The sequence below is a fragment of the Rhodococcus sp. NPDC055112 genome (assembly GCF_053607505.1).
On the sequence record NZ_JBSGTR010000002.1, the window covers coordinates 87,810 to 110,336 of the forward strand.

General features: G+C 64.8%; 21 protein-coding genes. 7 read left to right on the top strand and 14 right to left on the bottom strand.

The window, feature by feature from the left end; all coding sequences use genetic code 11:
* Position 1: 1 nt before the first annotated feature.
* The 3 genes from ACWFRB_RS01995 to ACWFRB_RS02005 all read right to left on the bottom strand — a co-directional run bounded on the left by ACWFRB_RS01995 (position 2) and on the right by ACWFRB_RS02005 (position 2,305).
* Entirely contained in the window at positions 2-349 is a 348-nt protein-coding gene (locus ACWFRB_RS01995; protein WP_452638438.1) for a hypothetical protein, read from the bottom strand.
* 462 nt (positions 350-811) lie between these two features.
* Positions 812-1,399, bottom strand: a complete 588-nt coding sequence (locus ACWFRB_RS02000; RefSeq protein ID WP_452638440.1) for a class I SAM-dependent methyltransferase — start codon at positions 1,397-1,399, stop codon at positions 812-814.
* A 576-nt stretch (positions 1,400-1,975) separates the two neighbouring features.
* Positions 1,976-2,305 carry a hypothetical protein gene (locus ACWFRB_RS02005; protein ID WP_452638441.1) on the bottom strand — a complete coding sequence of 110 codons (330 nt, stop codon included), beginning with the start codon at positions 2,303-2,305 and terminating at the stop codon, positions 1,976-1,978.
* A gap of 272 nt (positions 2,306-2,577) precedes the next feature.
* Here ACWFRB_RS02005 and ACWFRB_RS02010 point away from each other — a divergent pair, with 272 nt between their 5' ends.
* Complete coding sequence (locus tag ACWFRB_RS02010) at positions 2,578-3,315, top strand: hypothetical protein (protein WP_452638443.1); 738 nt, start codon at positions 2,578-2,580, stop codon at positions 3,313-3,315.
* A 398-nt stretch (positions 3,316-3,713) separates the two neighbouring features.
* Here the strand turns inward: ACWFRB_RS02010 and ACWFRB_RS02015 are convergent, their stop codons facing one another.
* Complete coding sequence (locus ACWFRB_RS02015) at positions 3,714-4,199, bottom strand: hypothetical protein (RefSeq protein WP_452638444.1); 486 nt, start codon at positions 4,197-4,199, stop codon at positions 3,714-3,716.
* 282 nt (positions 4,200-4,481) lie between these two features.
* On the opposite strand from ACWFRB_RS02015, the gene ACWFRB_RS02020 reads away from it, so the two are divergent.
* Positions 4,482-4,814: an FAD-dependent oxidoreductase gene (locus ACWFRB_RS02020; RefSeq protein WP_452638445.1), complete on the top strand. Its 333-nt coding sequence runs from the start codon at positions 4,482-4,484 to the stop codon at positions 4,812-4,814.
* Positions 4,815-5,247: 433 nt separating this feature from the next.
* A complete protein-coding gene (locus ACWFRB_RS02025; RefSeq protein ID WP_452638446.1) occupies positions 5,248-5,679 on the top strand; it encodes a DUF1254 domain-containing protein in 432 nt (143 codons plus the stop codon).
* A gap of 270 nt (positions 5,680-5,949) precedes the next feature.
* Here ACWFRB_RS02025 and ACWFRB_RS02030 read toward each other — a convergent pair whose 3' ends face one another.
* From ACWFRB_RS02030 to ACWFRB_RS02050, 5 genes are all read right to left on the bottom strand, one after another.
* Positions 5,950-6,177: a hypothetical protein gene (locus ACWFRB_RS02030; protein WP_452638447.1), complete on the bottom strand. Its 228-nt coding sequence runs from the start codon at positions 6,175-6,177 to the stop codon at positions 5,950-5,952.
* 119 nt (positions 6,178-6,296) lie between these two features.
* On the bottom strand, positions 6,297-11,492 hold the full coding sequence (locus ACWFRB_RS02035) for an NACHT domain-containing protein (protein WP_452638448.1): 5,196 nt from the start codon (positions 11,490-11,492) through the stop codon (positions 6,297-6,299).
* 494 nt (positions 11,493-11,986) lie between these two features.
* Positions 11,987-12,769 carry an oxidoreductase gene (locus tag ACWFRB_RS02040; protein WP_452638449.1) on the bottom strand — a complete coding sequence of 261 codons (783 nt, stop codon included), beginning with the start codon at positions 12,767-12,769 and terminating at the stop codon, positions 11,987-11,989.
* A 111-nt stretch (positions 12,770-12,880) separates the two neighbouring features.
* Positions 12,881-13,360: a hypothetical protein gene (locus tag ACWFRB_RS02045; RefSeq protein ID WP_452638450.1), complete on the bottom strand. Its 480-nt coding sequence runs from the start codon at positions 13,358-13,360 to the stop codon at positions 12,881-12,883.
* 107 nt (positions 13,361-13,467) lie between these two features.
* Positions 13,468-13,797 (bottom strand): UBP-type zinc finger domain-containing protein, encoded by a 330-nt coding sequence (locus ACWFRB_RS02050; RefSeq protein ID WP_452638452.1) that lies wholly within the window; start codon positions 13,795-13,797, stop codon positions 13,468-13,470.
* 66 nt (positions 13,798-13,863) lie between these two features.
* Between ACWFRB_RS02050 and ACWFRB_RS02055 the strand changes: the two genes are divergently transcribed.
* The 4 genes from ACWFRB_RS02055 (at position 13,864) to ACWFRB_RS02070 (ending at position 18,875) form a co-directional block, all read left to right on the top strand.
* Complete coding sequence (locus ACWFRB_RS02055) at positions 13,864-15,462, top strand: Na+/H+ antiporter (RefSeq protein WP_452638454.1); 1,599 nt, start codon at positions 13,864-13,866, stop codon at positions 15,460-15,462.
* A gap of 71 nt (positions 15,463-15,533) precedes the next feature.
* Positions 15,534-17,192, top strand: a complete 1,659-nt coding sequence (locus ACWFRB_RS02060; RefSeq protein WP_452638455.1) for an FAD-dependent oxidoreductase — start codon at positions 15,534-15,536, stop codon at positions 17,190-17,192.
* Positions 17,189-18,622: an ATP-binding protein gene (locus tag ACWFRB_RS02065; RefSeq protein ID WP_452638456.1), complete on the top strand. Its 1,434-nt coding sequence runs from the start codon at positions 17,189-17,191 to the stop codon at positions 18,620-18,622. The genes ACWFRB_RS02060 and ACWFRB_RS02065 overlap by 4 nt, the downstream gene beginning before the upstream one ends.
* The gene (locus ACWFRB_RS02070) at positions 18,615-18,875 is read left to right on the top strand and encodes a nuclear transport factor 2 family protein (protein WP_452638458.1); all 261 of its coding nucleotides are present in this window, start codon (positions 18,615-18,617) and stop codon (positions 18,873-18,875) included. Before ACWFRB_RS02065 ends, ACWFRB_RS02070 begins: the two co-directional genes overlap by 8 nt.
* On the opposite strand, the gene ACWFRB_RS02075 is transcribed toward ACWFRB_RS02070, so the two are convergent.
* The 5 genes from ACWFRB_RS02075 to ACWFRB_RS02095 all read right to left on the bottom strand — a co-directional run bounded on the left by ACWFRB_RS02075 (position 18,857) and on the right by ACWFRB_RS02095 (position 22,494).
* Positions 18,857-19,474, bottom strand: a complete 618-nt coding sequence (locus ACWFRB_RS02075; protein ID WP_452638460.1) for a VOC family protein — start codon at positions 19,472-19,474, stop codon at positions 18,857-18,859. The genes ACWFRB_RS02070 and ACWFRB_RS02075 overlap by 19 nt on opposite strands.
* 252 nt (positions 19,475-19,726) lie before the next feature.
* Entirely contained in the window at positions 19,727-20,236 is a 510-nt protein-coding gene (locus ACWFRB_RS02080; protein WP_452638461.1) for an Rv2732c family membrane protein, read from the bottom strand.
* Positions 20,237-20,304: 68 nt separating this feature from the next.
* Complete coding sequence (locus ACWFRB_RS02085; protein WP_452638463.1) at positions 20,305-20,982, bottom strand: MspA family porin; 678 nt, start codon at positions 20,980-20,982, stop codon at positions 20,305-20,307.
* A gap of 58 nt (positions 20,983-21,040) precedes the next feature.
* Positions 21,041-21,709, bottom strand: a complete 669-nt coding sequence (locus tag ACWFRB_RS02090; RefSeq protein ID WP_452638464.1) for an MspA family porin — start codon at positions 21,707-21,709, stop codon at positions 21,041-21,043.
* Between the two features lie 257 nt (positions 21,710-21,966).
* Positions 21,967-22,494: a hypothetical protein gene (locus ACWFRB_RS02095; RefSeq protein WP_452638465.1), complete on the bottom strand. Its 528-nt coding sequence runs from the start codon at positions 22,492-22,494 to the stop codon at positions 21,967-21,969.
* Positions 22,495-22,527 lie beyond the last annotated feature (33 nt).

Consider the following 22,527-nt stretch of genomic DNA (forward strand, 5'->3'; position numbering starts at 1 on the left):
GTTACTGGCTGTTCCGTTGCTGGTTGGCTGCAGTTCGAAACCGCTTGGCGAGGTCTTCGTACGAGGACTCACTGATGCGGACGAGACCGGGGACATAGCCATCTGGCTGATCTGCGGTCCGTTCGAGACAGAACCCTGCTCCGTAGCTAATGGGTTCATCTTCCAAGTGGACCCACTCGACCCGGATGTGGTGCCAATCGGGATCCAAGATTCGCCCGGGGTGGCCCTTCCGCAACGCGGTGAACGCCGCGTGTGGGGAGATCAACCTCGGATTGTCGGGTCCGGTGTAGATCACAGGCATGCCCTTGATGAGGTCGGCGCCGGTCAGCGCAGCATGATCTTCAGTCACCAATGCAGTGTGCTGTGTGGCCGGCAGGGCGTAGGCGACAACCCCAATTGACCCCGGCTGAGCGAGTCCTGTTCGACGATCGTCAAACAGGACGCCTGTAAACGGTGCGGAAGGTCGGGCGTGCGGCTGTCGATTTGTACCGAAGATTAGCGAGATGCGACGCCAGATTAGCGAGGTAGGTGGCGGACGATTCGCGTCTGATGCGGATCCGTTCAGCGAAGCTGTTCGGGATTTCTCACCGACCGCCCATCCAAGATGCCCAGTTCAGGGTTGCGGTTGGTCTATCGGGACCGATTGACGACGTCTGACATACAGATCCGTGCGGTACGGGATATGGATGCGGCCGAGCGGCCGAACCAGTTCAGCGACGTCGTTCAGCGCTGTTGTTCGTGCTGCGTCTGGGAGATTGGCAACCCAGCTCCACGACGCCACCCGGGCGAGGAAAGCATCGTAGCCAAGCGACTATTCGTGAGTCGCGTTGGTGTGCTGGAGGGTCTCGAACAAGTTGGTGCTCGCGAGTCTCTTCTGCCAAGTGCCGCTGGCCGGGTACTCGCCTGCCGACTCCTTGTGGTGCGAAAGTATGCGCCGGAGGTCCTCCAGCCATGGCGTGGTGTGCACCGTCCATGTGGGCGTGTTCCATAGAAGCGCGAGACCCCCATGGGGTTTGAGGACTCGGGCGATTTCTCTGGTAGCAGTTGCTGTTTCGAACCAGTGGAATGCTTCGCCGACAACGACCGCGTCGACGTCCGCGTCCGGCAGTGGAATTGACTCAGCGGTCCCGGCGAGCACCGTAACGCCAGGTGCAGTTGTCTTGATCTGTTCACGCATCCCATGCATGGGCTCGACCGCGATGACGCTGCCGACGCGGCTGCGGAACAACCGAGAGAGCTGGCCGGTTCCGGCGGCGAGGTCGAGGACGCAACTGCTGCCACTGAGTCCTAGGTGCGTGAAGATTTGGTCGATCGACACAGCGGCATACGTCGGTCGTCCAGTCTCGTAGTCCTCTGCGACCGCGCTGAACCCGGAAGCCGCGCGGGAATCGACGCCCATATGGGGACGATAGTGCAGAGAAGCCCCACGATCTCGGCTGTTCAAGTGGGCAATCCGCTTCTGGGCGAAGCACCTACTTTGACCGGCATCTCCGACACACCCAACTTCTGCCAAGGTGCGATGGCGTGTCCCGTCTGTTCTCGCTGCATCTCGACAGCGGCCGTGGACTAGATACGCTCGCACCGTGTCGTCGGCAAGGATTTCCCACATCCGATTGATGGTCGAGTACTGCGCGACCTTTCCAGTGTGGGGAACCGACCCTCGCGCGCCGGGCCACTTCGTTCGACTCGGCCCGAACCGAAATCCGCTGGGACTGTCGAGAGAGCTGATTCGCGACCTCATGGAATGGCAGCGATCGTGGGACCGTCAGTACGACCCAATCGACGGTTGGGACGACCCTGCACACGCCCGACATCATCGAGAGGCTGGAGCGGATCTGTTACGCAGGCTCCGCGAAGAGACAGGTCGGGACGACATCACCTGGGAGTGAAGCTGTCCTGGCTGGCGATCGGTCACCGAGACGGACGCTCCCCGGTTGCCCATACGTTGGAGTCGGCAGTAGAACGGCGAACGTCGCTACCGTGTTCTGGCGAGCGCCGCCGAAACGATCGACGCAACCGTATCTGGGTCTCTGGGCGTGAATGCCGGCGTCCCGTAGCCCCAGATCTCCAACACGATCGCGGTGTGCTTCCTCGGTCGCAGTAGGTCGACGCTGTACCAGTGACTGAAATCAGTTGTGCCCCAAATCCTCCACCGACCTCCGATGTCGGCAAGTGCGGCAGTGTGCACGGATTCGATCTTCTCGTAGGGCAGGAACCTGCTCACGAACGGAAAGTAGAAGTGCCGAATCGTCACGCCTCGGTCGTCAAGACGCACAGTCATGTCTTCGTAGAGAATCCCACCCATAGCCGAACCATAGCTTCATGCGTCGTCGCCAGGTGATGTGGTGGTGCTGGCGGTTCGGTTGGATGTCAGCGGTCGTCGCCTCGAGCGGCGACGTCTGGCGCTGGGCCGCGCCGGCAGCGTGTGGGCACTGGTGCCGATTGTGCCGGTGTCGCTCGGGCCGGCGACCCGTGCCGCTGGGGACTACTTCTCATGTTCGCAGCGCACCCTCTGGCCTGTCCTGTTTGACGATCGTCAAACAGGACAGGTCTGGCGAGGGTGGTTGACTCGGAGACATGACCGGATGGAGACGCGTCAACTTCGCATACGTGGGGCCGGAACCGGAGGAGTGGACAGCGCATCTGAAATGGAGCGCGCGGGTCTTGCGGTTGGCCGGTGTGGAGGTCCCCGATAAAGAGTTGCTGGCAGACCTCGACCATGAGGATCGAGAGCTGCTGACTCGGCGGCCGATCGGACGCCGAGTCATACCGGACTTCCGACGCCATCCGGATCACCAGGAACCCGCCATCTTCTCGCCGGACCTGTTGATTCCGTTCAAAACCGAGAAGAGCATCGACCTTCGACTGGGCCGAGTCAATGTGTACGCCACGGGTGTCTCGTTCCAGCTGATCGCCCGTGTACCGGACCTACGCCCCGACCAGGGCCTCCCAACCGGTTCCGGGGCGATGAACCTCGGTTCCAGAGTCAAGCCGGGCCAACCCCACCGAATTCGGCTGATCGTCACTGTCGGTCCGAAGCACGGCCAGTACGGCACCTACGGTGGTGCGATTCTCTCGAATTCCTCGAGCACATACGACTTTCCTGAGGACCGGGACGCACCCTGGCTGGCGGGCGGGGGCGATCACTGTGGACGTGTCGGCAATGGAGAGATCGAGTTCGGCGCCACCTACTTCCTCAGCCCCGTACCAGCGAGAGGCAAGGTCATCTTCACCATCGCCTACCCGGAGTTCGGCATAGAGATAACCGACATTTGGCTTGATGCAGCTCAGTTCGCTCACGAGCCGTCCCGCTGAGCGATCGTTGAGCAGGACGACTTCGATGCCCGCGCTACGTGCTAGAAAAGAAGCCAATCACTGGAGGAGCAGCCCGTGTCCGACAAGGGACAACCCCTCAACGAGCAATTCGAGGACCCCGACGATCTGGAAGAACCGTTCATCTCGGATAACGAACCGCCAAGGACAGTCGCCGACTTCGTGCGGGACTCACAGCCCACAAGCATCGACGTTGACCAACCCATGACGAAGGGGTCTGGCGGATCCGCAGTATCAGGCGGCGGGTGGACCAGCCGGACCCCTGGCTAGACGCCTTCCCCCATCGTGGCGGGTGCCCTGTAAGACGATCGGCAAACCGGACGCCCTTCGGCTGAGCCGTTCCCACGTCGGATATCTAGCGGGTACCGCCCGCGCGACGCTCAGGCGACGAGCAGGAGCGCGCTGGTAGCCATCGCAAAGATGGCGAGGATCTGTGTTACTGCGGCACCTATCAGTAGCTGACCCTTAAGTGCGTTACCGGCTCGAAGCGATGCAGTCGTTTCGAGGTTGCAGTACGCCGATATGTACCGGGCATCGAGTTCTCGGTCGCCCCAATGCTCGGTCAGCATTGCCCGCATCGATTCGATCGATGTCACGCGATGGCGCCAACTCACACCAGCTAGAACAGCCAAGACGGCAGAGCCGAGGAGTCCGAGCATCGCGGCATAGATGGCCGTGAGCGGTCCTCCGGTCAGCGTGAAGTCTTTTCCCTTCAGGACAGCCACCACCGCAAGTACAAGTGTGACCAGCCCAGTTGAGCTTGTGATGGCAGTGGCAGCGCGCGTGTTAAGTGCATCGCGCCGGGCATATTCGCGATTCAGCTGGTCCTGGATAAAGGCTGCCCACCCGGCGCCCTGTTCAACCATTGGAGTCTGTCGCTACTTCCGCCTGAACATCCTCTTGATCATCATCACAACCCGTTGCCCTCGACGGGGCGACCCAAACTTCGGACTCGGCGCTGGGCTGCGCTCATATGGGCCGTACGCGTTCTGGAACTGGACCCACCCGGTCGGGGGAAGGTCGTTCATCTGTTGTGACTCGTCGCCTTCATGCCCACCAGTCATCACTCGATTTTCGCACGGTCGGCTCCTTGACACACGCAGACCGCAAAGTTGCAAATGCCCTGGCCGCGCCAATGGCACTTGGAGTTGCGTGCACTGATCGAGCAGGCCGACCCGGACAACAGCACCCTGTTGTCCATTCGGGTGGTCAAGCCGGGTGAGCGCTGGGCCCGCGGCCCGGTCACGCTGCTCGGCGACGCGATCCACGCCACCTCCCCGACCGGCGGCAACGGCACGAACACCGCGCTGCGCGATGCCGACCTGTTGCGCCGCTGCCTGATCGACGCCGACGAAGGCCGCCGAGATCTGCTCACCGCAGTCGACGACTACGAGCGGCAGATGTTCGACTACGGCACCGAAGCCGTGCACAGCAGCCTCGAAAAGCTGCCCGCCTTCGCCCCCGAAGCCAAGCTGTCCTGAGGCCGTAGGTCCACAACCGGACCCGTCTGGCCGTCAACCGGACAGTAAAGCTTGGAGAACGGCTACAGATTCTCGACGCCCAGCGGCCCCGGCCCGGTGCAGCACCGCTCGTGCTCCGGCGAAACCTGCAATTTCGCCGGTCTTGCGGCTGGGTCGGCATGCCGCCACCACCCCAGCCGCACCTCGGATCACGTACCGAAGTGATCGTTCAACAACAGCCGTCCTGCCTCTGGACGCGCCGGCCATGGCGCGTGACAAATTTGGGTTCAGCAGCGTTGCTGGCACATCGTTCGATTCGACGCTCGCAGAAGGCAATCCGCCACGACCACACCCACCGATGATCTCGAAACCGACGCCTACGTTTTCGGCTATCCGCTGATCATGATGAGCATTACCGAAGCCATCAACACCAATGTCGCGGCACCGGGAGGGGGTGGCGCCTATCAACCAGCTCGGGCATATGCGCACCCCACCCGATCCCTACGACCGCACCGTGGTCCGCACCAATCAGGACACGCTCTATACCAACTGCTGGCTGGATCTGTCCGAGCAGCCGATGGTGCTGTCGCTGCCCGCTATGATCACCGCGGCCACCGGCGGCGAGCCGGCCACCGCCACCCCCGTTTCGCTGCTGCTCTACGGTCCCGGCTGGCCGGTGGTTCCTGTCGAGGGGACCACGCAGTGCCCGTTGCCGACCAACACCGGCCGGCTGATCGGGCGGATCGAACTGAAAAGCGTCGACGACGAGACCGAACTCGACAATGTGCACGCTTTGCAGGACGGGATGAGCTTGATTCCGTTGAGCTACTGGCAATCTCAGACACCCTACACTCCGTCCTGGCGGCACCGTCGACTCGAGTATTGATATGAACACCCCACCCCGCAACAGATCGTCGAGATGGACCCGGTCGACTATTTCAACCGGCTGTGCACGCTCAATGGGGGTACCGGTAAGGATCGTGTCATCAGGTATATGAGCAGTAGCTGTCTTCGCCGCGCCACGCCTGCCGGCCTTCGCGGACCGCGAGCACAGCAAGGTCGAGGCCGACGATCGGGTCGAGCAACCACCAGCCGGATCTTCGCCGACACCGCTGACCTGGTCCTGATGCCGAACGGCTTCGGCGCCGAGGTGACCTCAGCCCGCGAACGGGCGCCCGGCCCCGAAGACGTGCCGTACGAAGTTCTCCCCGATTCGGCGATGGCCGTCCGGGTCGGGGTGCAGTGCGTCGGGCAACGGGAACTCGGCGAAGTCGTTGTCCCCGTACAGGTCCCGGCCGTCGAGATAGTGCAGGTTCGGATCGTCGACGGCCGAATGGCTGCGCACGGTGGCCAGGAAGCGGGCCGCCCAACATCTCCGGTGCATTGGGGAGCACCAGCGACTGTCGACCGGCTTCTCTCGAAATGAGCAGGCTGCGTTGGTCGGTGCAGTCAGGGCAAGATGTCACGGCGCTGATGAGCAGGTAGCTGCAGGGACACGTCCCTTCACCGGACAGCGAGGTCGAGTGCAGCGAGGCGGAGTGGCCCCTCATGATGGACAAATGGGTTGTGTACGACGGTATCCGGCGATGCGGATGCCAACACTCGGAAGATATCGCCCCCATCACTTGGCGAAAGGAGCCCGGCTTGGCGCAGTACAACCGCGAAGAGGTATCTGCGTTGCAGCGGGAGTGGTTCACTGCATGCGTCGGCAATCGGGTCCCACGATCCGGCAAAGATTGGACTTTCCTCACGGAGATTCATCGGTTCACCGAGCGCAGTTTTCAACGCCTCGACCGCATCCGGGTCACTTCGGAGCCTACGCATGAGCGGATTGATGAAGACGGGTTGAAACAGATCGGACATACCCATGCGAATGCGGGTGTGAGCGCGCATCACTATGGCGGGTAGGTCGAGTGGATCAGCGACACCGAATGCAATAGCCAGCGTGCTGTCCCAGTCACGGCGCTCGCGAGTCACCGGATCACTTTGGAACCACGACTCAAGGTCTCGGAGGGCAGCGACCGAGAGGCTGTCCGACGGGAACAGCTGGGCGTACACGGCCAGCTTCGCGGGTGAGTGGAAGTGGGCGGTCTGGGCGTCTGGCATGTTCTCAGCGAGGATCGCCTTGAACGTGCCATCAGTCACATTCCAGCTCTCCCGGTCCAGCAGTGAGGTGACGGCATGGTCCTGCCGCGGTTGCCGGGAATTCGCGATCTTGGCGACAAGGGCGCGGAGCACTCCTTCGTCGCCCCGGTTCTCCACTTTTGCCCACTGGAGGAAGAACAACTCCTGTCGGAGCTCCGGGTCGTCATCGGCCTCCTCGCGAAGCACCTCGGCTATGGCGGGGTACTGGGACGCTACGGTCGCTAGGGCAGAAAGGACATAGCGGCGTTGTTCCCTCACGGATTTGCGCTGCCGGCTGGATGTGCTGTTCAGACGCTCGTAAAGGGTCTCTCCGAAGTGGAGGCGCAATTGATCCCAGCTCTCGGCGACAAGGTCGATCAAGATCTGGTCCACGTCCCTTCCGTAGAGGACGTCAAGTGCCACGCCGGGCACTTGACCACTGTGGCCGAGGGTTTCCGTCTGCTCGTCAGCAAGTGTCGGATCTCCGAGCATGAGCATGCCGATCCAAGCCAGTTGTCGACGTTCCTCGTAATCAGGTCCGTATGCGCATAAGTCGGCCCTGACTATCTCACGGAGCCATGCCATCTCGGCGGACAGCGATCCTTCGCCTGCGGTGCTCTCGTGAGATTGCTGGTGGCGCGCGACTGCTTGAACGATCCCGATGAAGGCGGTGCGGCGAACCTGCGCATCTGGTTCGGTTGTCCAGCCTTCCAGCACGTCGAGAAGGTCGTTAACGCTCAGCGAGCAACGCGCCAATTCGAAAGCCAAGACTTCGCGCAACTCCGGCTCGATGTGTCGGAACAGATTCAAGGTCTTATCTAGGATTCGGCGCGATGGTTCGTCATTCCTGCTGCAGTACGCCCTCAGGATCGCAACCGGAATCGTGTCCGGAATCCCCGACATGATGGGTTTCGGGTCGTTCAAGAGCTCATCTGCGAACCTCTGTACCGAAGGCTCCTCGGGCCAGGCCGTGATGACACCGGGGACGTGCCACATCAGATGGTGTGGATTCACCGAGGTGCAAAGTTCGGCCAGCTCAGCGGGATCGTACGCGGCGAGCGTTTCTCCGGCGGCATCGCTTTCGGTGCCCTGGTTGTTGGCCATCTCTTGGAGGCGCGTCCAGGCCTCGGCTGTCGCCTGGGCAACGACAACCCGCTCTTCCCGATGATCTAGTTGGTCCGGCTGACGGAGCAACGACGCGAGGAGAGCGAATCCTTCTTTCGGACCGAGCACGTCAATGGCGACGCCTGCCATCGGGGCCGCCTGCTCGTACGCACCGTGCAGTCGGCTGACGAGCTCTGTACGAACAGTCTCGTCATCGGCGTATTCCTCGACCAGGGTGCTTGCCGCCGCGTAGGGGCGCCAGGCATCCAACTCGCGCAGTAATGCTGTCCGCGCGTCATCGGCAGGCAGCGCAGTTGCGAGTCCGACTCCGCTGACCGTTTCCGTAGGTTTTCCCGAATCCGCCTCGAGGTACCGGTGAAACGCGCGCAGGAAAGCCGGATCCTCCCGCCACTGCTGAGGGATCATCGCGAGGTTGTACAAGATAAGACCTCGTTCTTCAGGCTCAGCGAGCTGTGCCGTGACCCATGCCTTGAAGCGGCTGTCATCAGCGAAAGTGCTGCACGCTAGCGTCCATGCAAGACTTCGATCGCCTCCATTACTTCCATTGGTCGTCAGAGTTTCCAACGCGAAGTTTGATGCTCTCGGGTCCCCAGCGGCCGCGATCGCGACGAGTTCTGCTGCGGGCCATGGTCCGCGTGCTGCGCCCTCATGCCGAAGAAGCGATAGCAGCCACTCGAGTTCTTCCGGTCGGAACCGTATAGCGTCGCCAGACTCGGTTGGGGGTTGAAGGAGCCGCAGGCCAACCAACCGGAGGGGTATGGAGGGCTGACAGCGTGCCCAACCGATCAGGCGGACAGAATCGGCAAGGTTGGCCCACCCGGTTCCGAGTGCGAAGATGGCAGCGGCTTGCGTTGATGACGATGGGCCGGTCTCCGCCAATACAACTAGTCGGTCCACCAGTCGTTCCTCGCCGCCGAACCGGTGAGCCATAGCCGCTGCCGCGTTTGCTTTCACATTGTCGTCGGGATGCCGTATGCCCCAGAGAAGGTGTTCGGCCGCAACATCATCAGCGATGTCGAGATCGCGGAAGGCCCACATTGTCGGCGATGGGTCGGGGCGCGGCGCATTGAGCCACCGCTTCATGGTTGGAAGTAGTCGGGTGTGGGCGGATTGACTTGCCAGTGTCCCGACAAGCGCCGTGATGAGGTTCGCTCGATGTCGCGTCGAGGGATGTTGCTCGACGCGCTCGATGAGGCTGTTCATATGCGCTGTTTGGGATCTTGGGGTGAGCTTGGCGCCTGCTGCGAGTGCTTCAGCAAGGAGCTCGAATCCGTCGACATCCTCCCACGACTGGTAGCCGGAATTGAGCGCGGCAGCGAGCAGCGATTCCGTCGCGCGGGGGCTAACCTGAGCCGTCAGCAGGGTGAGGAGTACATCACGCCAAGCCGGATCGTGGACGCGTTGCTGAACAGCTTCGATTTGATCGGCGTCGTCGAGCGTGGCGAGATACTGACCGGCCATATGGTCAAGCACAACCCGGTGTAGGAAGCCGACTGCGCCCGCACCCTGTGACACTATTAGGCCAAACTCGTCTTCGGCCATTGTCAGTACGGCGTCAGTGATCTGGCGGGCGACAGTTCGCTCATATCCGAGGACTTCGTCGTCCGTCATCGATTCAACAATGAGCTTGCGCATCTCCAGCTTTGATACGGCGCCCGTCGAGTCCTTGAGGCGCAGACGATACGCGACTGCGGCGAATAGTGTGCTCATCTCTGTGGCGGTGAGTGGACCGCTCGCGGCATGTGAGGCACGTTGTCGCATCTGCGGGTGCTTCTCGATAAGCAACTCGACGAGTCGCGTATAAATCTTGAACCGCTGCCGCGGTAGTGGTTCGCCTTGCCATGTCGTGGCCAGCAGTGTCAGGAAGAGTGGAGATCTCGAGAGTTCGTCGAGTTCTGGGGTCGCTGCAAGTTGATCGAGAAATGGTTCAACGCCTGAACTCCAATGCGAACAAGCGGCTGGAGGCATCTCTGACAGTGATGCCGGCGAGAGCACTCTGGTCGCGATGGCGCGACGTTGTTTGTCACTCAGCAGCGCGATCTCCGCCTGTGCCCATGGGAGTCGCCAGTTGAGTCGATCAACAGCGTAGGGACGCGTCGAGAGGATCGCACATGCATCCGTTCGCCCGAGAAACGCCTCCACGATTCCAAGAGCCCGTTCGGCTGCGCCGACTTCGCTCCACTCGTCCACACCGTCGATTAGCAGCAGCAAGCGGTCATCCAGTAGCGCCCGTTGGACTAGTGCCCACAGGTGCGTAGCACTCTGCGATTTCAGCCAGGCTTCGACGGCAGAAACGAGCGAATTCTCGGTCGATGCTTCGAGGTGACGACATAGAAACCCGAATGGCAACCAAATCGGCAGGTCGGTTGCGTGGTCACGTTGCAGTGCAATCGACTGCGGGTTGGAAGCTAGCAAGTCCGTGGCAGCGAATCGTAGGAGGCTGGACTTGCCCGCGCCCGGTCGGCCCACAAGCAGTCGGTACCTTCCTCCCGCGAGCCATTCGTCCGCCACAATGTCACCAACCGTATTCATTGTTGACCGAGTGGTGCCGTCAAGCAGTTGACGAGCTGATCTGAACGACTGCCGGCGGGTGCCATAGCGAGCGGATATGTAGGTTTGCCCTTGCGCCCGATCCAGATCATTGGATTGACCCTCGTCAAGCACTTCGGACCGCTCTTCGCCTAAGGTACTTTCCTGGGGATTTGGGTTGACGTCCAGGATCACGAACTGATCGCTTGAGTCATCCGTGTCGTTCAGACCGACTCCGCCTTGAGCGTAGAATACCGCCCTATATAGATCCCGTAATCCCTTCCGGAGGACCTTCCAGTCCTGATATGGCAGGTTGTTGGCGAGAGCTTGGGCTGCGTCCAGGCCGCAGAACCGTTCGACCCAGGGGCGGCCGAAGAAATCATCGACGATGCGCGGATGCTCCTTCAGGAGAGTAGAGACCTCCTGAACTCCCCAAGGAACGAAAGTAATACCAACGGCAGCCAGCCGCTCAGTCTGTTCGCGGATCGCGGCGTCCAGCTTCGTGACTTGCAGGTCGAATGATGTCGCGAAATGGAACGCCGAGGTCTTCTTGGCCCATTCGCCCGCCAGAAAGTCGTCGACAGCCGTCTTGATCTTGGTCGCGTTTAGCGATTGAACTCGCCGAGATTGCAGCGTGATGTAGTCACGTCCACTGCTGTCGCCATCCGTCAGGTCTACCGGGAGTCGCGCGTAAGCGTCAATACCCGCCTGTGCCTGGCCTGGAGTTCCGAAAAGTTTGGCGTACTCAACCGGGCGAGCCGAGTGAAGCAACCTGAGAAACAAGCGCTCTGCATCAGGCCAGTGAAGGTCGCCGATCGGCAGCACCTGGGCCTTTGTGTCGATCGGCGGCGCGGGTAACACCCCTACAGGGGCAGACCACAAAAGAGCTTCAGTTTGGTCGCCGCCATCCACCTGGTCCATGTGGGCAACCCCCGCCTTCCTTCACCATCGCTCGCGGTGCTCCGCGTCCGCGGAACACGAGATCCAGTCTTCACATCGGATATGGGACAACCTCTACTTACCACGTGCGCGAATTCCACTGTGCGCCAGTGCCGAGTCAATGGTCCTGGCAACCGCACACGCCGATCTGGTGAGGATCGGGCACGTCGCCACATCAGAGCCGTTCCACGTGTACCTTGCACGCCGGTGCGACGATGACACCAAACTGCCTGCAGCGGTCAGGGCCGCCCTGCCGATGACGCCGGCACGTCGCTGAACCGCAGTTCGAAGTCGAGTTTGCAAGTCAGAGACAGTCGAGGGCATTCCTCGCAACCGGTCAATGACCGGTCATACACAAGCATGAGTGGCATAGGAAGAACTGTGCCACAGCCTCATTCAGCGCAGCCAGACGCTACACACTGGCCGCGACAGGCATTCGCATGTCGAAGTCGATCGTTGTCACCGCCCCCTCGCGATCAGAGGGTCTTGATCAGGCCACCGTCGATGACGAAATCGGCGCCGGTGATGTTCGCGGCTCGCGCGGATGCCAGAAACACAACGAGATCGGCGACCTCCTTGGGACTGGTGAAGCGGCCGGTCTCGGTCCTCGCGGCCGTTTGGACGATGACGTCCTCGGCGGCGACCCCGCTTGCGCGGGACACCGTGGCAGCGACGCCCTCTGCGCCGGTCCACAGCTCGGTCGTTACCGGCCCGGGACTGACCGTGTTCACCCGGATCCCCTGAGCAGCAACCGCTTTCGAGAGCGACTTGCAGAAGTTGGTCAGCGCCGCCTTGGCGGCGCAGTAGTCGATGATCGCCGGGTCGGGGAGGAATGCATTCACCGAGCTGACGGTCACGATGCTTCCGCCCCGCGCGGCGAACAGGGGTAGCGCGGCGCGGGTGGTGCGGACCGCGGACAGGAACGTCAACGTCAGGGACGCGAGCCAGTCATCGTCTGTGACGCTGGTGAACCCGTTCGGGCGTGGTGTCACCGCACCGGCGTTGTTGACCAGCACGTCGATGCCGCCCCGGGAGCTCGCCGCCTCGATGAGGGTCTGCGGCCCCTCGGCGGTGGACAGGTCCACCGGGGCGAAGGTGGCATGGCCGTCGGATTCGAGTGCGGCGATCTCATCGGTGCGGGTTCGCGCTCCCGCGACCACGTGGGCGCCCTCGGCGATGAGCGCCTCGGTGATCGCAAGGCCGATACCCTTGCTCGCACCGGTGACGACAGCGGTCTTGCCGCTCAGTTGCAGATCCATGGGTTCGAACCTTCCCTAGATCGGCTGGCTGCCGCGGCGAGAACGGTGCTGAGGCCGATGGTGACGAGTGCGGCTCGGGCGAATCGAACGATGCTCATGCGACTCGCCAGTTCACCCCTCTTGCGTCTGCGTGCTCTCTCCACTCGCGCCGTCGCTGCGAGCCTCGATGGCCTCGATGGACTTCCTGAACTGCTTGCCAAGGACGCGGGTGCCGAAGAGTCCGAGCACGCCCGCGAGCAGCCGTCCCCTGAGGTTCTTGCCATCGCGGACCACGACGACGTCCACGTCGGTCACACCCGTTGGCTCCTCTGTGAGCGTGTAGGTGTGACCTGAGGCACCACCCCACAAATTGGAGTCGGTGGTCGTCATCTGGATGCGATGGGGGTCGGTCCAGTCGTAGTGCAGGGTTTCCCAGATGCCGCTCGAGCCCTCTGTGACATCGGCGTCATGGGGGCCTTCGTGATGCACCTTGAGGTAGCTGTCTGCGCTGTTGCCGAAGACCTCCTCGCGACCCGGCCCGAAGTCGGTGAGGCCGGCAAGGACCTCCTCGGGCGTCGCTGTTGTCGTCTGGTGGAGATGGATCGTGGTCATGGCATCTTCCTCGACGCTGGATGATCCACTCCGGTTCGGTGGGCCGGGTGGGTTGACACATCCAGCACACCACTCGCGCGAACATCACGGAAGAGGGCGACCGAGAGTCAGCCCATCTCGGCGTGCCGGTAGCACCAACGCCACACCTCGCCGGGCTCGTGCGATCGCATGACGGGGTGCCCCGTCTGCTCGAAGTGCGCGGTCGCGTGCCGGTGCGGGCTCGAGTCGCAGCATCCGACGTGCCCGCAGGTGAGGCAGATCCGCAGGTGCGCCCAGTTCTGTTCGCCGAGCGCCGTGCATTCCTCGCAGAGTCCGGGGGTGCGCGGCTCGGGGTCCGGTCCGGTGGCGGCCGCGAGCTCGTCGCAGGCCTCGGCCGTGGCCGGACCAGGGGATCCGACTCGAATGCGGTCGGCTGCGCGTCGGAGAACCTTCTTCATCGCCTCCCATCCTGCATGCTGCAAGGTGCGATATCCACACCCCCTACCGCTGGACGGAGAACCGCCGTGAACGTGGCCCTGCTCGCCGTCGCGGTGGTGGCGCTGCTCACCGCCGCCGTCGCACGGCGATTGAACTGGTCGGCCCCACTGCTGCTGGTCCTGGTCGGACTGGCCGGATCGCAGATCCCCGGGGTTCCCGACACCGCACTCGATCCGGATCTCGTGTTGTTCGCGGTGCTGCCGCCGCTGCTCTACTCGGCCGCGCTCGACAGTTCCTCGCTGGCGCTGCGCCGCAACGCGCGCCCGATCGGACTGCTCGCGGTAGGCCTGCCGCTGGCCACCACCGCCGTCGTCGGGGCCGTCGCATACCTCACCATCCCCGGACTGCCCCTCGCCGCCGCGCTGGTCCTCGGCGCGGTCGTGGCGCCGCCGGATGCGGTGTCCGCCAGCGCGATCGGACGACGCCTCGGCCTACCCCGGCGGGTCATGACACTGCTCGGCGGCGAGAGCCTGCTCAACGACGCGACTGCGCTGACCGCGTACCGGGTCGCACTCGCCGCAGCGGTCGGCACCGGCGTGACCCTGATAGAGGGGGTGCGCACCTTCTTGGGTGCGGCGATCGGCGGCGCGCTGATCGGCATCGGGGTGGGGATCGTCGTCGCCGCGATTCGTTCGCGGCTCTCGGATCCGGTGATGGAGAGCGGGATCGGGCTCCTCGTCCCCTTCGTTGCGTACCTGGTGGCCGAGGAGGTGCACAGTTCCGGGGTGATCGCGGTCGTCGTCGCCGGCCTGTATCTCGGTCAGCGGTCGACTCGCGCCGGATACGCGACCCGCCTGCAGGACACCGCGGTATGGAAGGCCGTCGACGTCGTCCTGGAGTCGTTCGTCTTCCTGCTGATCGGACTGCAGCTGCCGGGCGTCGTGCAGGGGCTCCACGGGCGCAGCGTGGCCGGAGTCGTCGGCGCCTCGGTTGCCGTGCTCGTCGCCGTGATCGCCGTCCGGCTCCTGTGGGTCTACCCCGCGGCCTTCCTCCCGCGTCTGGTGTCCAAGCGGATCCGCGAGCGGGAGCCTGCGCCGAGCCTTCGAGCGGTGTTCGTCCTCGCCTGGTCAGGCATGCGCGGTGTGGTCTCGCTGGCCGCGGCCTTCGCGATTCCGCTCACCGTCAACTCGGGCGCCCCCTTCCCCGAGCGCGAGATGATCCTGTTCATCACCTTCGTCGTCGTGGTCGGCACGCTCCTCCTGCACGGACTGACCCTGCCCTGGCTGATCACCCGCCTCGGGGTGGGCGACGAGGAGGAACGGCGCAAGGACGCGGTCGCGCTCGCTGCCGCGCAGGACAAAGCCGCGCGGGCCGCAACGGAGGTGCTCGACAGCCTGGTCGCAAACGCCGACGGGGACCCCGCTGCCGTCCGTCAGCGGGCCGCGGAGATCCTGCGTACCTGGAGCGAGCACCGCGCCCACGCGGCATGGGAGCGGCTCGGTCGAAGCGAGGCCGAGTTGGGCGAGAGCCCGTCCGCCGCGTTCCGGGCACTACGCCTGCAGATGCTGGACACCGAGCGAGGCGTCTTCATCACAGAGCGTGACAACGGACGAATCGACGACGAGGTACTGCGCCAGGTGCTGCGCGAACTCGACCTCGAGGAGGCAACCCTGAACAGGGAGTAGAACCCCGTCGCCTGCCTCGGGCGGCATACTGGAAGGCGGTTTGGCGAACGGCAGCCGCGAATGGGAGACCGATGGTACAGCCGGCAATCCTCAGCGTCGATGACGATCCGAGCGTGTCCCGCGCCATCGTCAGGGACCTACGCCGCAACTACGGCGAGAAGCACCGGATCATCCGGGCACAGTCCGGCGACGAGGCCCTGGCCGCGCTCAAGGAGCTGAAGCTGCGCGGTGACCCGGTCGCGGTCCTGCTCGCCGACTACCGGATGCCGGGTATGAGCGGCATCGAGTTCCTCGAACAGGGCATGGACCTGTATCCCGCGGCGAAGCGGGTGCTGCTCACCGCATACGCCGACACCGATGCCGCGATCGACGCGATCAACGTCGTCGATCTCGATCATTACCTGCTCAAGCCGTGGGATCCGCCCGAGGAGAAGCTGTACCCGGTGCTCGACGCCCTGCTCGACGCCTGGGTGACTTCCGATCGCAAGCCGGTGACCGAGACCAAGGTGGTCGGGCACCGGTGGTCGGCGCGGTCCTCGGAGGTGCGGGAGTTCCTGGCGCGCAACCAGCTCCCGTACCGGTGGTACATGTCCGACGAACCGGAGGGTCAGCGCCTGCTCGAGGCCGCGGGGGCCGACGGCATGCGGCTGCCGGTGGTGATCACCTGCGACGGACACGCCCTGGTGGAGCCGAACGACTCGGAGCTGGCGCACCACGTCGGACTGGCCACCACCCCCGCATCGGATTTCTACGACCTCGTCGTCATCGGCGGCGGACCTGCCGGGCTCGGTGCGGCCGTGTACGGGGCGTCCGAAGGGCTGCGCACCGTCCTCGTCGAACGCACCGCCACCGGCGGGCAGGCCGGGCAGAGCTCCCGGATCGAGAACTACCTGGGATTCCCCGATGGACTGTCCGGCGCTCAACTGGCCGACCGGGCCCGCAGGCAGGCGGCCAAGTTCGGCGCGGAGGTGATCACCACGCGGGACGTCGTCTCGTTGGAGGTGAACGGTTCCGCGCGCACGGTCCGCTTCGCCGACGGCGCCTCGCTCGACGCTCACACCGTCATCCTGGCGACCGGTGTCTCCTACCGGCAGCTGTCGGCCCCCGGACTGGACGAGTTCACAGGCCGCGGAGTGTATTACGGATCCGCGGTGACGGAGGCCGCGCGGTGCAGCGACCAGGACGTGTACATCGTCGGCGGCGCGAACTCGGCTGGGCAGGCCGCGGTCTATCTCGCGCGGGGTGCGCGTTTGGTGACGATCGTGGTGCGGGCCCGCTCGCTGGACGATTCCATGTCGCACTACCTGATCCAGCAGATCGGACAGAACCCGAAGATCGTGGTCCTGGCGTGCTCCGAGGTGGTCGGCGTCGAGGGGGACGATCATCTGGAGCGGATCACGTTGCGCGACAACACCACGGGCCGTACGTCGACCGTCGACGCGCACTGGCTCTTCCTGTTCATCGGTGCGGCGCCACGCACCGACTGGCTCGACGGTGTCGTGGTGCGCGACGACCACGGGTACGTCGTCTCGGGCCCGGACCTGGTGGTCGACGGCAAACGGCCGCGCGGCTGGGAGCTCGAGCGCATGCCCCAGCATCTGGAGACCAGTGTCCCCGGGGTGTTCGCGGCCGGGGACGTGCGCTCGGACTCCGCGAAACGGGTCGCGTCCGCGGTGGGAGAGGGAGCAATGGCCGTGATGCTCGTGCACAGATACCTGGCCAAGCCGTGAATCCCGGACCGACCCTCACGCCGAGAGAACTGCGGACGCTGTTCCTGTTCGAGAAGCTCGACGACGATCAACTCGAGCAGCTGAGCAGCGCCGGGCGAATCGAGGCGGTCGATCCGGGCCCGGTGTACCGCGAGGGCGACCCGGCCACCTGCTTCTACGTACTCATCGAGGGCACGGTGGTGCTCACGAAACTCTCGGGCGGCACCGAGGTGGAACTGGTGCGCACCTCTCACCGGGGGTCCTATGCGGGCGCGTGGACGGCATACATGGGCGACCGAGTGCCGCAGCTCTACAACGGATCGATGACGGTGCCCGAGCGCTCCACCTTCTTCGTCCTGGACGCCGGCGACTTCGCCCGCTTCATGGCGGACTGGTTCCCGATGGCCCTCCACCTGCTGGAGGGGCTGTTCTTCGGCAACCAGAACTCCCGCGAGATCCTCGACCAACGGGAGCGGCTGCTCGCGCTCGGATCCCTGTCCGCCGGACTCACGCACGAGCTGAACAACCCCGCCGCAGCCGCGGTCCGGGCCACGGCCTCGCTGCGGAGCCGGGTCGCAGGCATGCGGCACAAACTCGGGATGATCGCCTCGGGGGCCTACGAACCCGCCACCCTCCACGCGCTCATCGAGATCCAGGAGGAGGCCGTGGGACTGGTCGCCGAGGCGCCGACGCTGAGCCCGCTCGAGGAATCTGATCGCGAGGAGGCGATCGGCGACTGGCTCGAGGACCACGGCATCGCCGGCGGGTGGAACCTGGCGCCGAACTTCGTGCAGGCCGGTCTCGACGTCGCCTGGCTCGAGCGGGTGGCGGCCGCGACCTCGCCGTCCATCCTCATGGGCGCCGTCGCCTGGCTGAACTACACCATCGAGACCGAGCTGTTGATGAACGAGATCTCGGACTCCACCAGGAGGATCTCCTCGCTCGTCGGCGCCGCCAAGCAGTACTCGCAGATGGACCGCGCCCCCGTCCAGATCTCGGACGTGCACGAACTGCTCGACAGCACACTGGTGATGCTCAGCCGGAAGATCGGCCGCGACATCGACGTGGTCAAGGACTACGACCGCGCACTGCCCCGCATTTCCGTGCATGCGGCCGAGCTCAATCAGGTCTGGACCAATCTCATCGACAACGCGGTCGGCGCCATGGACGGCCGCGGCACCCTCACCATTCGCACCTATCGGGACGGCGGCTGCCTGGCCGTGGCCATCGGGGACACCGGACCGGGCATCCCCGACGAGGTCCGTGACCGCATCTTCGAGCCGTTCTTCACGACGAAACCGGTCGGGGAAGGCACCGGGCTCGGCCTCGACATCTCGTGGCGGATCGTCGACAAGCATCGGGGCGACATCCGCGTGGAGTCGCGGCCAGGAGGTACCGAGTTCGTGGTCCGCATTCCGCTGGCCGGCCCGGAGGGCGATCACGATGACTGAGAGCGAGAACGTCGTTCGTCTGATGGAGGAGAACCTCCTTGCGGTGTTCAACGAACGTGACCCGCAGCGGCGCCTCACGGTGGTACGCCGAAACTATGCCCCCGACGTGCGCTGGGCGGACCCCGAGGAGACGGTCGTCGGCCAAGACCGACTGCACGAGAAGGCGCAGGAACTGCTCGAGCCGTCGCCGTCCGACGTCGTGGTCGACGCTGAACGCGCCGTAGTCGCAGCCGGCTATTCGCCGGTCGCTTGAGCGGTCGACTCGTCCGCCATGTACTGCGCGTACCAGTCCGACCAGTCCTCGTCGTATCGCCCGAGCTGTTCCTCGTACTTGCCGTGTGCGACGGCCGCACGGCGCATCGCCCCGGCCAGCTCGGCGGCGGAGGCGTAGGCCACCGGCCCCGGCGTGACGCGGCCCGGCGCGCGGGTGGTGACCTCCTGCACGTACCAGCTGTTGCCGTCGGGCTCGGCGAAGGACAGCCACGATCCGTAACTCTGGCGGTCCGGGTCCGGGCCGGTGACCCGCTCGGCGCCCCCGGCGTGGTGGAACACCCCACCGGTGTCGTGGAAGACATCGCCGACCGGCGCACCGCGACTCGCCAGCTCGGTCCTGGCCGCCTCGATATCGGTCACCACGAGATGCGGGCCGTCCGCCGAACCAGGGGCGGCCGAGGTGACTCCGGTACCGAAGATGATCGAGCACGCCGAGCCCGGCGGCGTCAGCTGCACCACCCGGAAGTCCGGGCCGGTGGCGACATCGCCGTCCTCCCGCCACCCCAGTGCCTGGTAGAAGTTCTTGGCCCGGTCCACGTCGGAGACCGGCAACACCACAATCTCAAGCTTCGTGTCCACGGCCTCATGTCCTCCCGTTGATGCCAGTCACCTGCGTCGATGCAACTGGAGTGGTCGCCACATCCACACTTCCACCACCAATCGTCGGAAGTCCATATCCCGTAGCAGTTCAAAGGAGATGTGAGGCGAACCGTTCGTCACCGATGCCCTTGCCGGCGTGACGTTCCCGCCGACGCCCGGCCGCGAGATCGCCCGGTCGGCCACGTCTCACAGACCTACCTCAGAACCAGCGAATCACCGCCGCCGAAGCGTTCACCGCGGCGCGGAGACGTCGGCCTGCATGATGTTCGCGCGACTGAGAACCACCGGGACCCACAGCGCGGTCAGCGCAGCCATCCCCGCCCACGTGAGGATCAGCCCGTACTCGATTCCGGTCGGGCGGATTCCGGGCGGCAGACTCTGTTGTGACCAGTAGCCGAGCAGTCCGAGCACCGTTCCCACACCGGTTCCCATCACCGCTATCTGGGCGACGGCCCACCGTCGCGACCAGGTGCCCAGCATCGAGGCGATGATCCCGAAGGTCACGACGAACACGATGAACAGCCGCAGTGGCGCAGGAGTCGCGGCATGTTCCTGGTTCGGCGCTCCCGCGAGTACGACCCACCCCGGCAGCGAGCCCGCGTGCGGTAGTGCGAGGCCGACCGTCAGGACGAGGACCACCGCGGTGATCGCCGGGCGGCGCCACCCGGCGACGAACTCCCGGGTGACTCGATTCTCGATCTCGCGGAAGTCGGCACGGTAGTGGGACAGATCGTCGGTCACGACGTCCTCCTTGGATCGACCGGGCGAGGCGACCCACCAGCGATGGTGGGCCGCCTCGACTCATCGGGTCAGCCGATGCTGAACGGCTGGCCCCACAGGGTGACGGTGCTGCTGACGTTCTTGGTGTTGGCGGTGACCTTCACGTAGGAGCGGGCCTGCGCGTAACCTGCGCAGCCCTCGACGCCGATGGTCGAGTCGGCCCAGGTGACGCTGCCACCCTTGCCCTTGAAGCTGTTGGCGCCCGAGTGCGACTCGCCACCGAAGTCGTCGGCCTTCTCCAGGTCGAGGAGCTTGACGTTCTTGGCCTGGCCGGGAGCGATGGACAGGTTGCCCGCGCTCTTGGCGGTCTGCTTGACGCCCTCGCCCTCCCAGTTGGAGGACATTCCGGTGTCGGCGCCACCCTTGCCACCGAGGGTCAGCTGGCAGGCGACCACGTAGCCGGGCTCGATCCTGCCGCCGTCGGCGTTGGCGCCGGACAGCTCGACCTTCGCCGAACCCGACACCCACACGTTGCGGTGCAGCGGCGTCGCGCCCATCGACGGGGAGATGTTCGCGGACTCACCGGTCATGGTGACGGTGACGACGGTGCCGTCGACGAGCGTCTTGGAGATGGTGCCGCCGGGCAGCGGCACGAGGGTGTCGGCGTTCGCCGCACCCGCGGACAGGAAACCGACCGCAACGGCTGTGGCCGCGCCGACGGCGGAGATCTGCAGCCCGCGACGCAGACCGTTCGTGCTGGTGTTCATGAATTCCCCTCTGAGGGTTCAGATGTCGAGTTGAGGTATGGTCTGTGCGGCTGAGCCGCTATCCGATGCTGAAGGGCTGGCCGTACAGGGTGGTCTTGGAGTAGTCGTTACCGACGATCTCGACGACCGTGTAGGAACGGGCCTGGGCGTAGCCGCCGCAGTTCTGGATCTCGATCTGGGTGTCCTGGTACTGGACGGCGTACTTGCCGTTCTTCTTGATGTCCTTGCCCGCGACACCGACGAACTTGACCTGGCCGGCCGAGACCGGGACGGTCAGCGACCCGGAGATCGACGGGCCGTCCATGCTCACGCCCATCCCGATGGACCCGCCGAGGCCGGTGATGTCGACCTGGCAGCCCACGATGTAGCCGGTGCTGATCCGCGAGACCCCGTGTGTGGACGAGTTGTTGGTGCCCTTGTCGTTGGTGGCGCCGTTCCACGGACCGGCCTCGCCCTCACCCGAGACGCCGGTGACGTCGGCGGTGACCGTGCCCGAGACCCACGCGGTGCGGCCCGCACCGTTGGCGGCCAGCGACGGGGAGATCAGGACACTCTCGCTGGTACGCCCGACAACCGCACCCGGCCCCGCCTTCTGCCCGTCCGGCAGCGGCACGAACGTGTCGGCATGCGCCGCACCGGTCGACATCAGGCCGATCGCCAGTGCCGCAGTGGCGGCGACGCCTGCCACGCGGGCGCCACGGCGCAGACCAGAGTTGTTGAAGCTCATATCATCCTTCTCATCATTGGGGCCGAAATAGGCCCAGGGGGGGTGAAACAAAGCGGCCGACAGCGCTCGACGGCGGACGGCCACCAGAAAGGCGCACGGAAACAGCCCCGACCACCACAGCGGTGCGAGGATTCTGTGCGGACGCTCCGCCGCGCGGGCCCTGTGAGCAACACGCTGACGGCGGAAAGGTGAAGGGTGCGCGCGAACATCACCCCAGATCGGGCTGGCGCCCGGGCCGGGATGTCTGTTGACGCCGACTAGCCGGACTGCGGCGGGCCGCGGGTTCCTGTGCCCGAGCCGACCAGCAGCCAGCGGGCAGGCGTCGGCGAATCCGACGGGACGCAGACTGCGACAGGCACCAGGGCCTGCACCTCGGTGAACGGCGCAGGAACTCTCCGGCTCAGCGCCGACAGCGCGCAGACACATCCGCGTTCACAGGCCCGGATCAGCACGGCGGTCACCGCGACGGCGGCGGCGTGCGCGGCCACCATCTGGGGACTGAGCTGCGGTCCGTGAAGGTGAACGGCCCCCATCGCGAGGGCGGCGTGCCCGATCGCCTGGCCGAGTGTCAGCGCGGCGGCCACGAACAGCAGCTGATGTCGCGCCACCCGGACGGACGCGACGGCCGCACCGACGGCCGCGCAGCCCAGCATCAGCAGGACCACCGAACTCTCCGCCGGAGCCGTGCCGCCACCCAGCGCGTGGGCGGCGACGCTCACCGCGCCGGAGGTCGAGCCAACGAAGGCGCCGCGCATACGCGCGATCGTCGTCTTCGGTGAGCTCACACGCGAAGACTACAAGGCACTACTACGACCGTT

What these genes read in the sequence shown, in the direction of transcription:
- ACWFRB_RS02070 (WP_452638458.1), top strand. Translation starts at nt 18,615, where the DNA reads ATGACTGAGAGCGAGAACGTCGTTCGTCTGATGGAGGAGAACCTCCTT.
- ACWFRB_RS02030 (WP_452638447.1), bottom strand. Translation starts at nt 6,177, where the DNA reads ATGCACCGGAGATGTTGGGCGGCCCGCTTCCTGGCCACCGTGCGCAGC.
- ACWFRB_RS02015 (WP_452638444.1), bottom strand. Translation starts at nt 4,199, where the DNA reads ATGGTTGAACAGGGCGCCGGGTGGGCAGCCTTTATCCAGGACCAGCTG.
- ACWFRB_RS02085 (WP_452638463.1), bottom strand. Translation starts at nt 20,982, where the DNA reads ATGAACACCAGCACGAACGGTCTGCGTCGCGGGCTGCAGATCTCCGCC.
- ACWFRB_RS02000 (WP_452638440.1), bottom strand. Translation starts at nt 1,399, where the DNA reads ATGGGCGTCGATTCCCGCGCGGCTTCCGGGTTCAGCGCGGTCGCAGAG.
- ACWFRB_RS02040 (WP_452638449.1), bottom strand. Translation starts at nt 12,769, where the DNA reads ATGGATCTGCAACTGAGCGGCAAGACCGCTGTCGTCACCGGTGCGAGC.
- ACWFRB_RS02045 (WP_452638450.1), bottom strand. Translation starts at nt 13,360, where the DNA reads ATGACCACGATCCATCTCCACCAGACGACAACAGCGACGCCCGAGGAG.
- ACWFRB_RS02060 (WP_452638455.1), top strand. Translation starts at nt 15,534, where the DNA reads ATGGTACAGCCGGCAATCCTCAGCGTCGATGACGATCCGAGCGTGTCC.
- ACWFRB_RS02005 (WP_452638441.1), bottom strand. Translation starts at nt 2,305, where the DNA reads ATGGGTGGGATTCTCTACGAAGACATGACTGTGCGTCTTGACGACCGA.
- ACWFRB_RS02010 (WP_452638443.1), top strand. Translation starts at nt 2,578, where the DNA reads ATGACCGGATGGAGACGCGTCAACTTCGCATACGTGGGGCCGGAACCG.
- ACWFRB_RS02035 (WP_452638448.1), bottom strand. Translation starts at nt 11,492, where the DNA reads ATGGACCAGGTGGATGGCGGCGACCAAACTGAAGCTCTTTTGTGGTCT.
- ACWFRB_RS02050 (WP_452638452.1), bottom strand. Translation starts at nt 13,797, where the DNA reads ATGAAGAAGGTTCTCCGACGCGCAGCCGACCGCATTCGAGTCGGATCC.
- ACWFRB_RS02090 (WP_452638464.1), bottom strand. Translation starts at nt 21,709, where the DNA reads ATGAGCTTCAACAACTCTGGTCTGCGCCGTGGCGCCCGCGTGGCAGGC.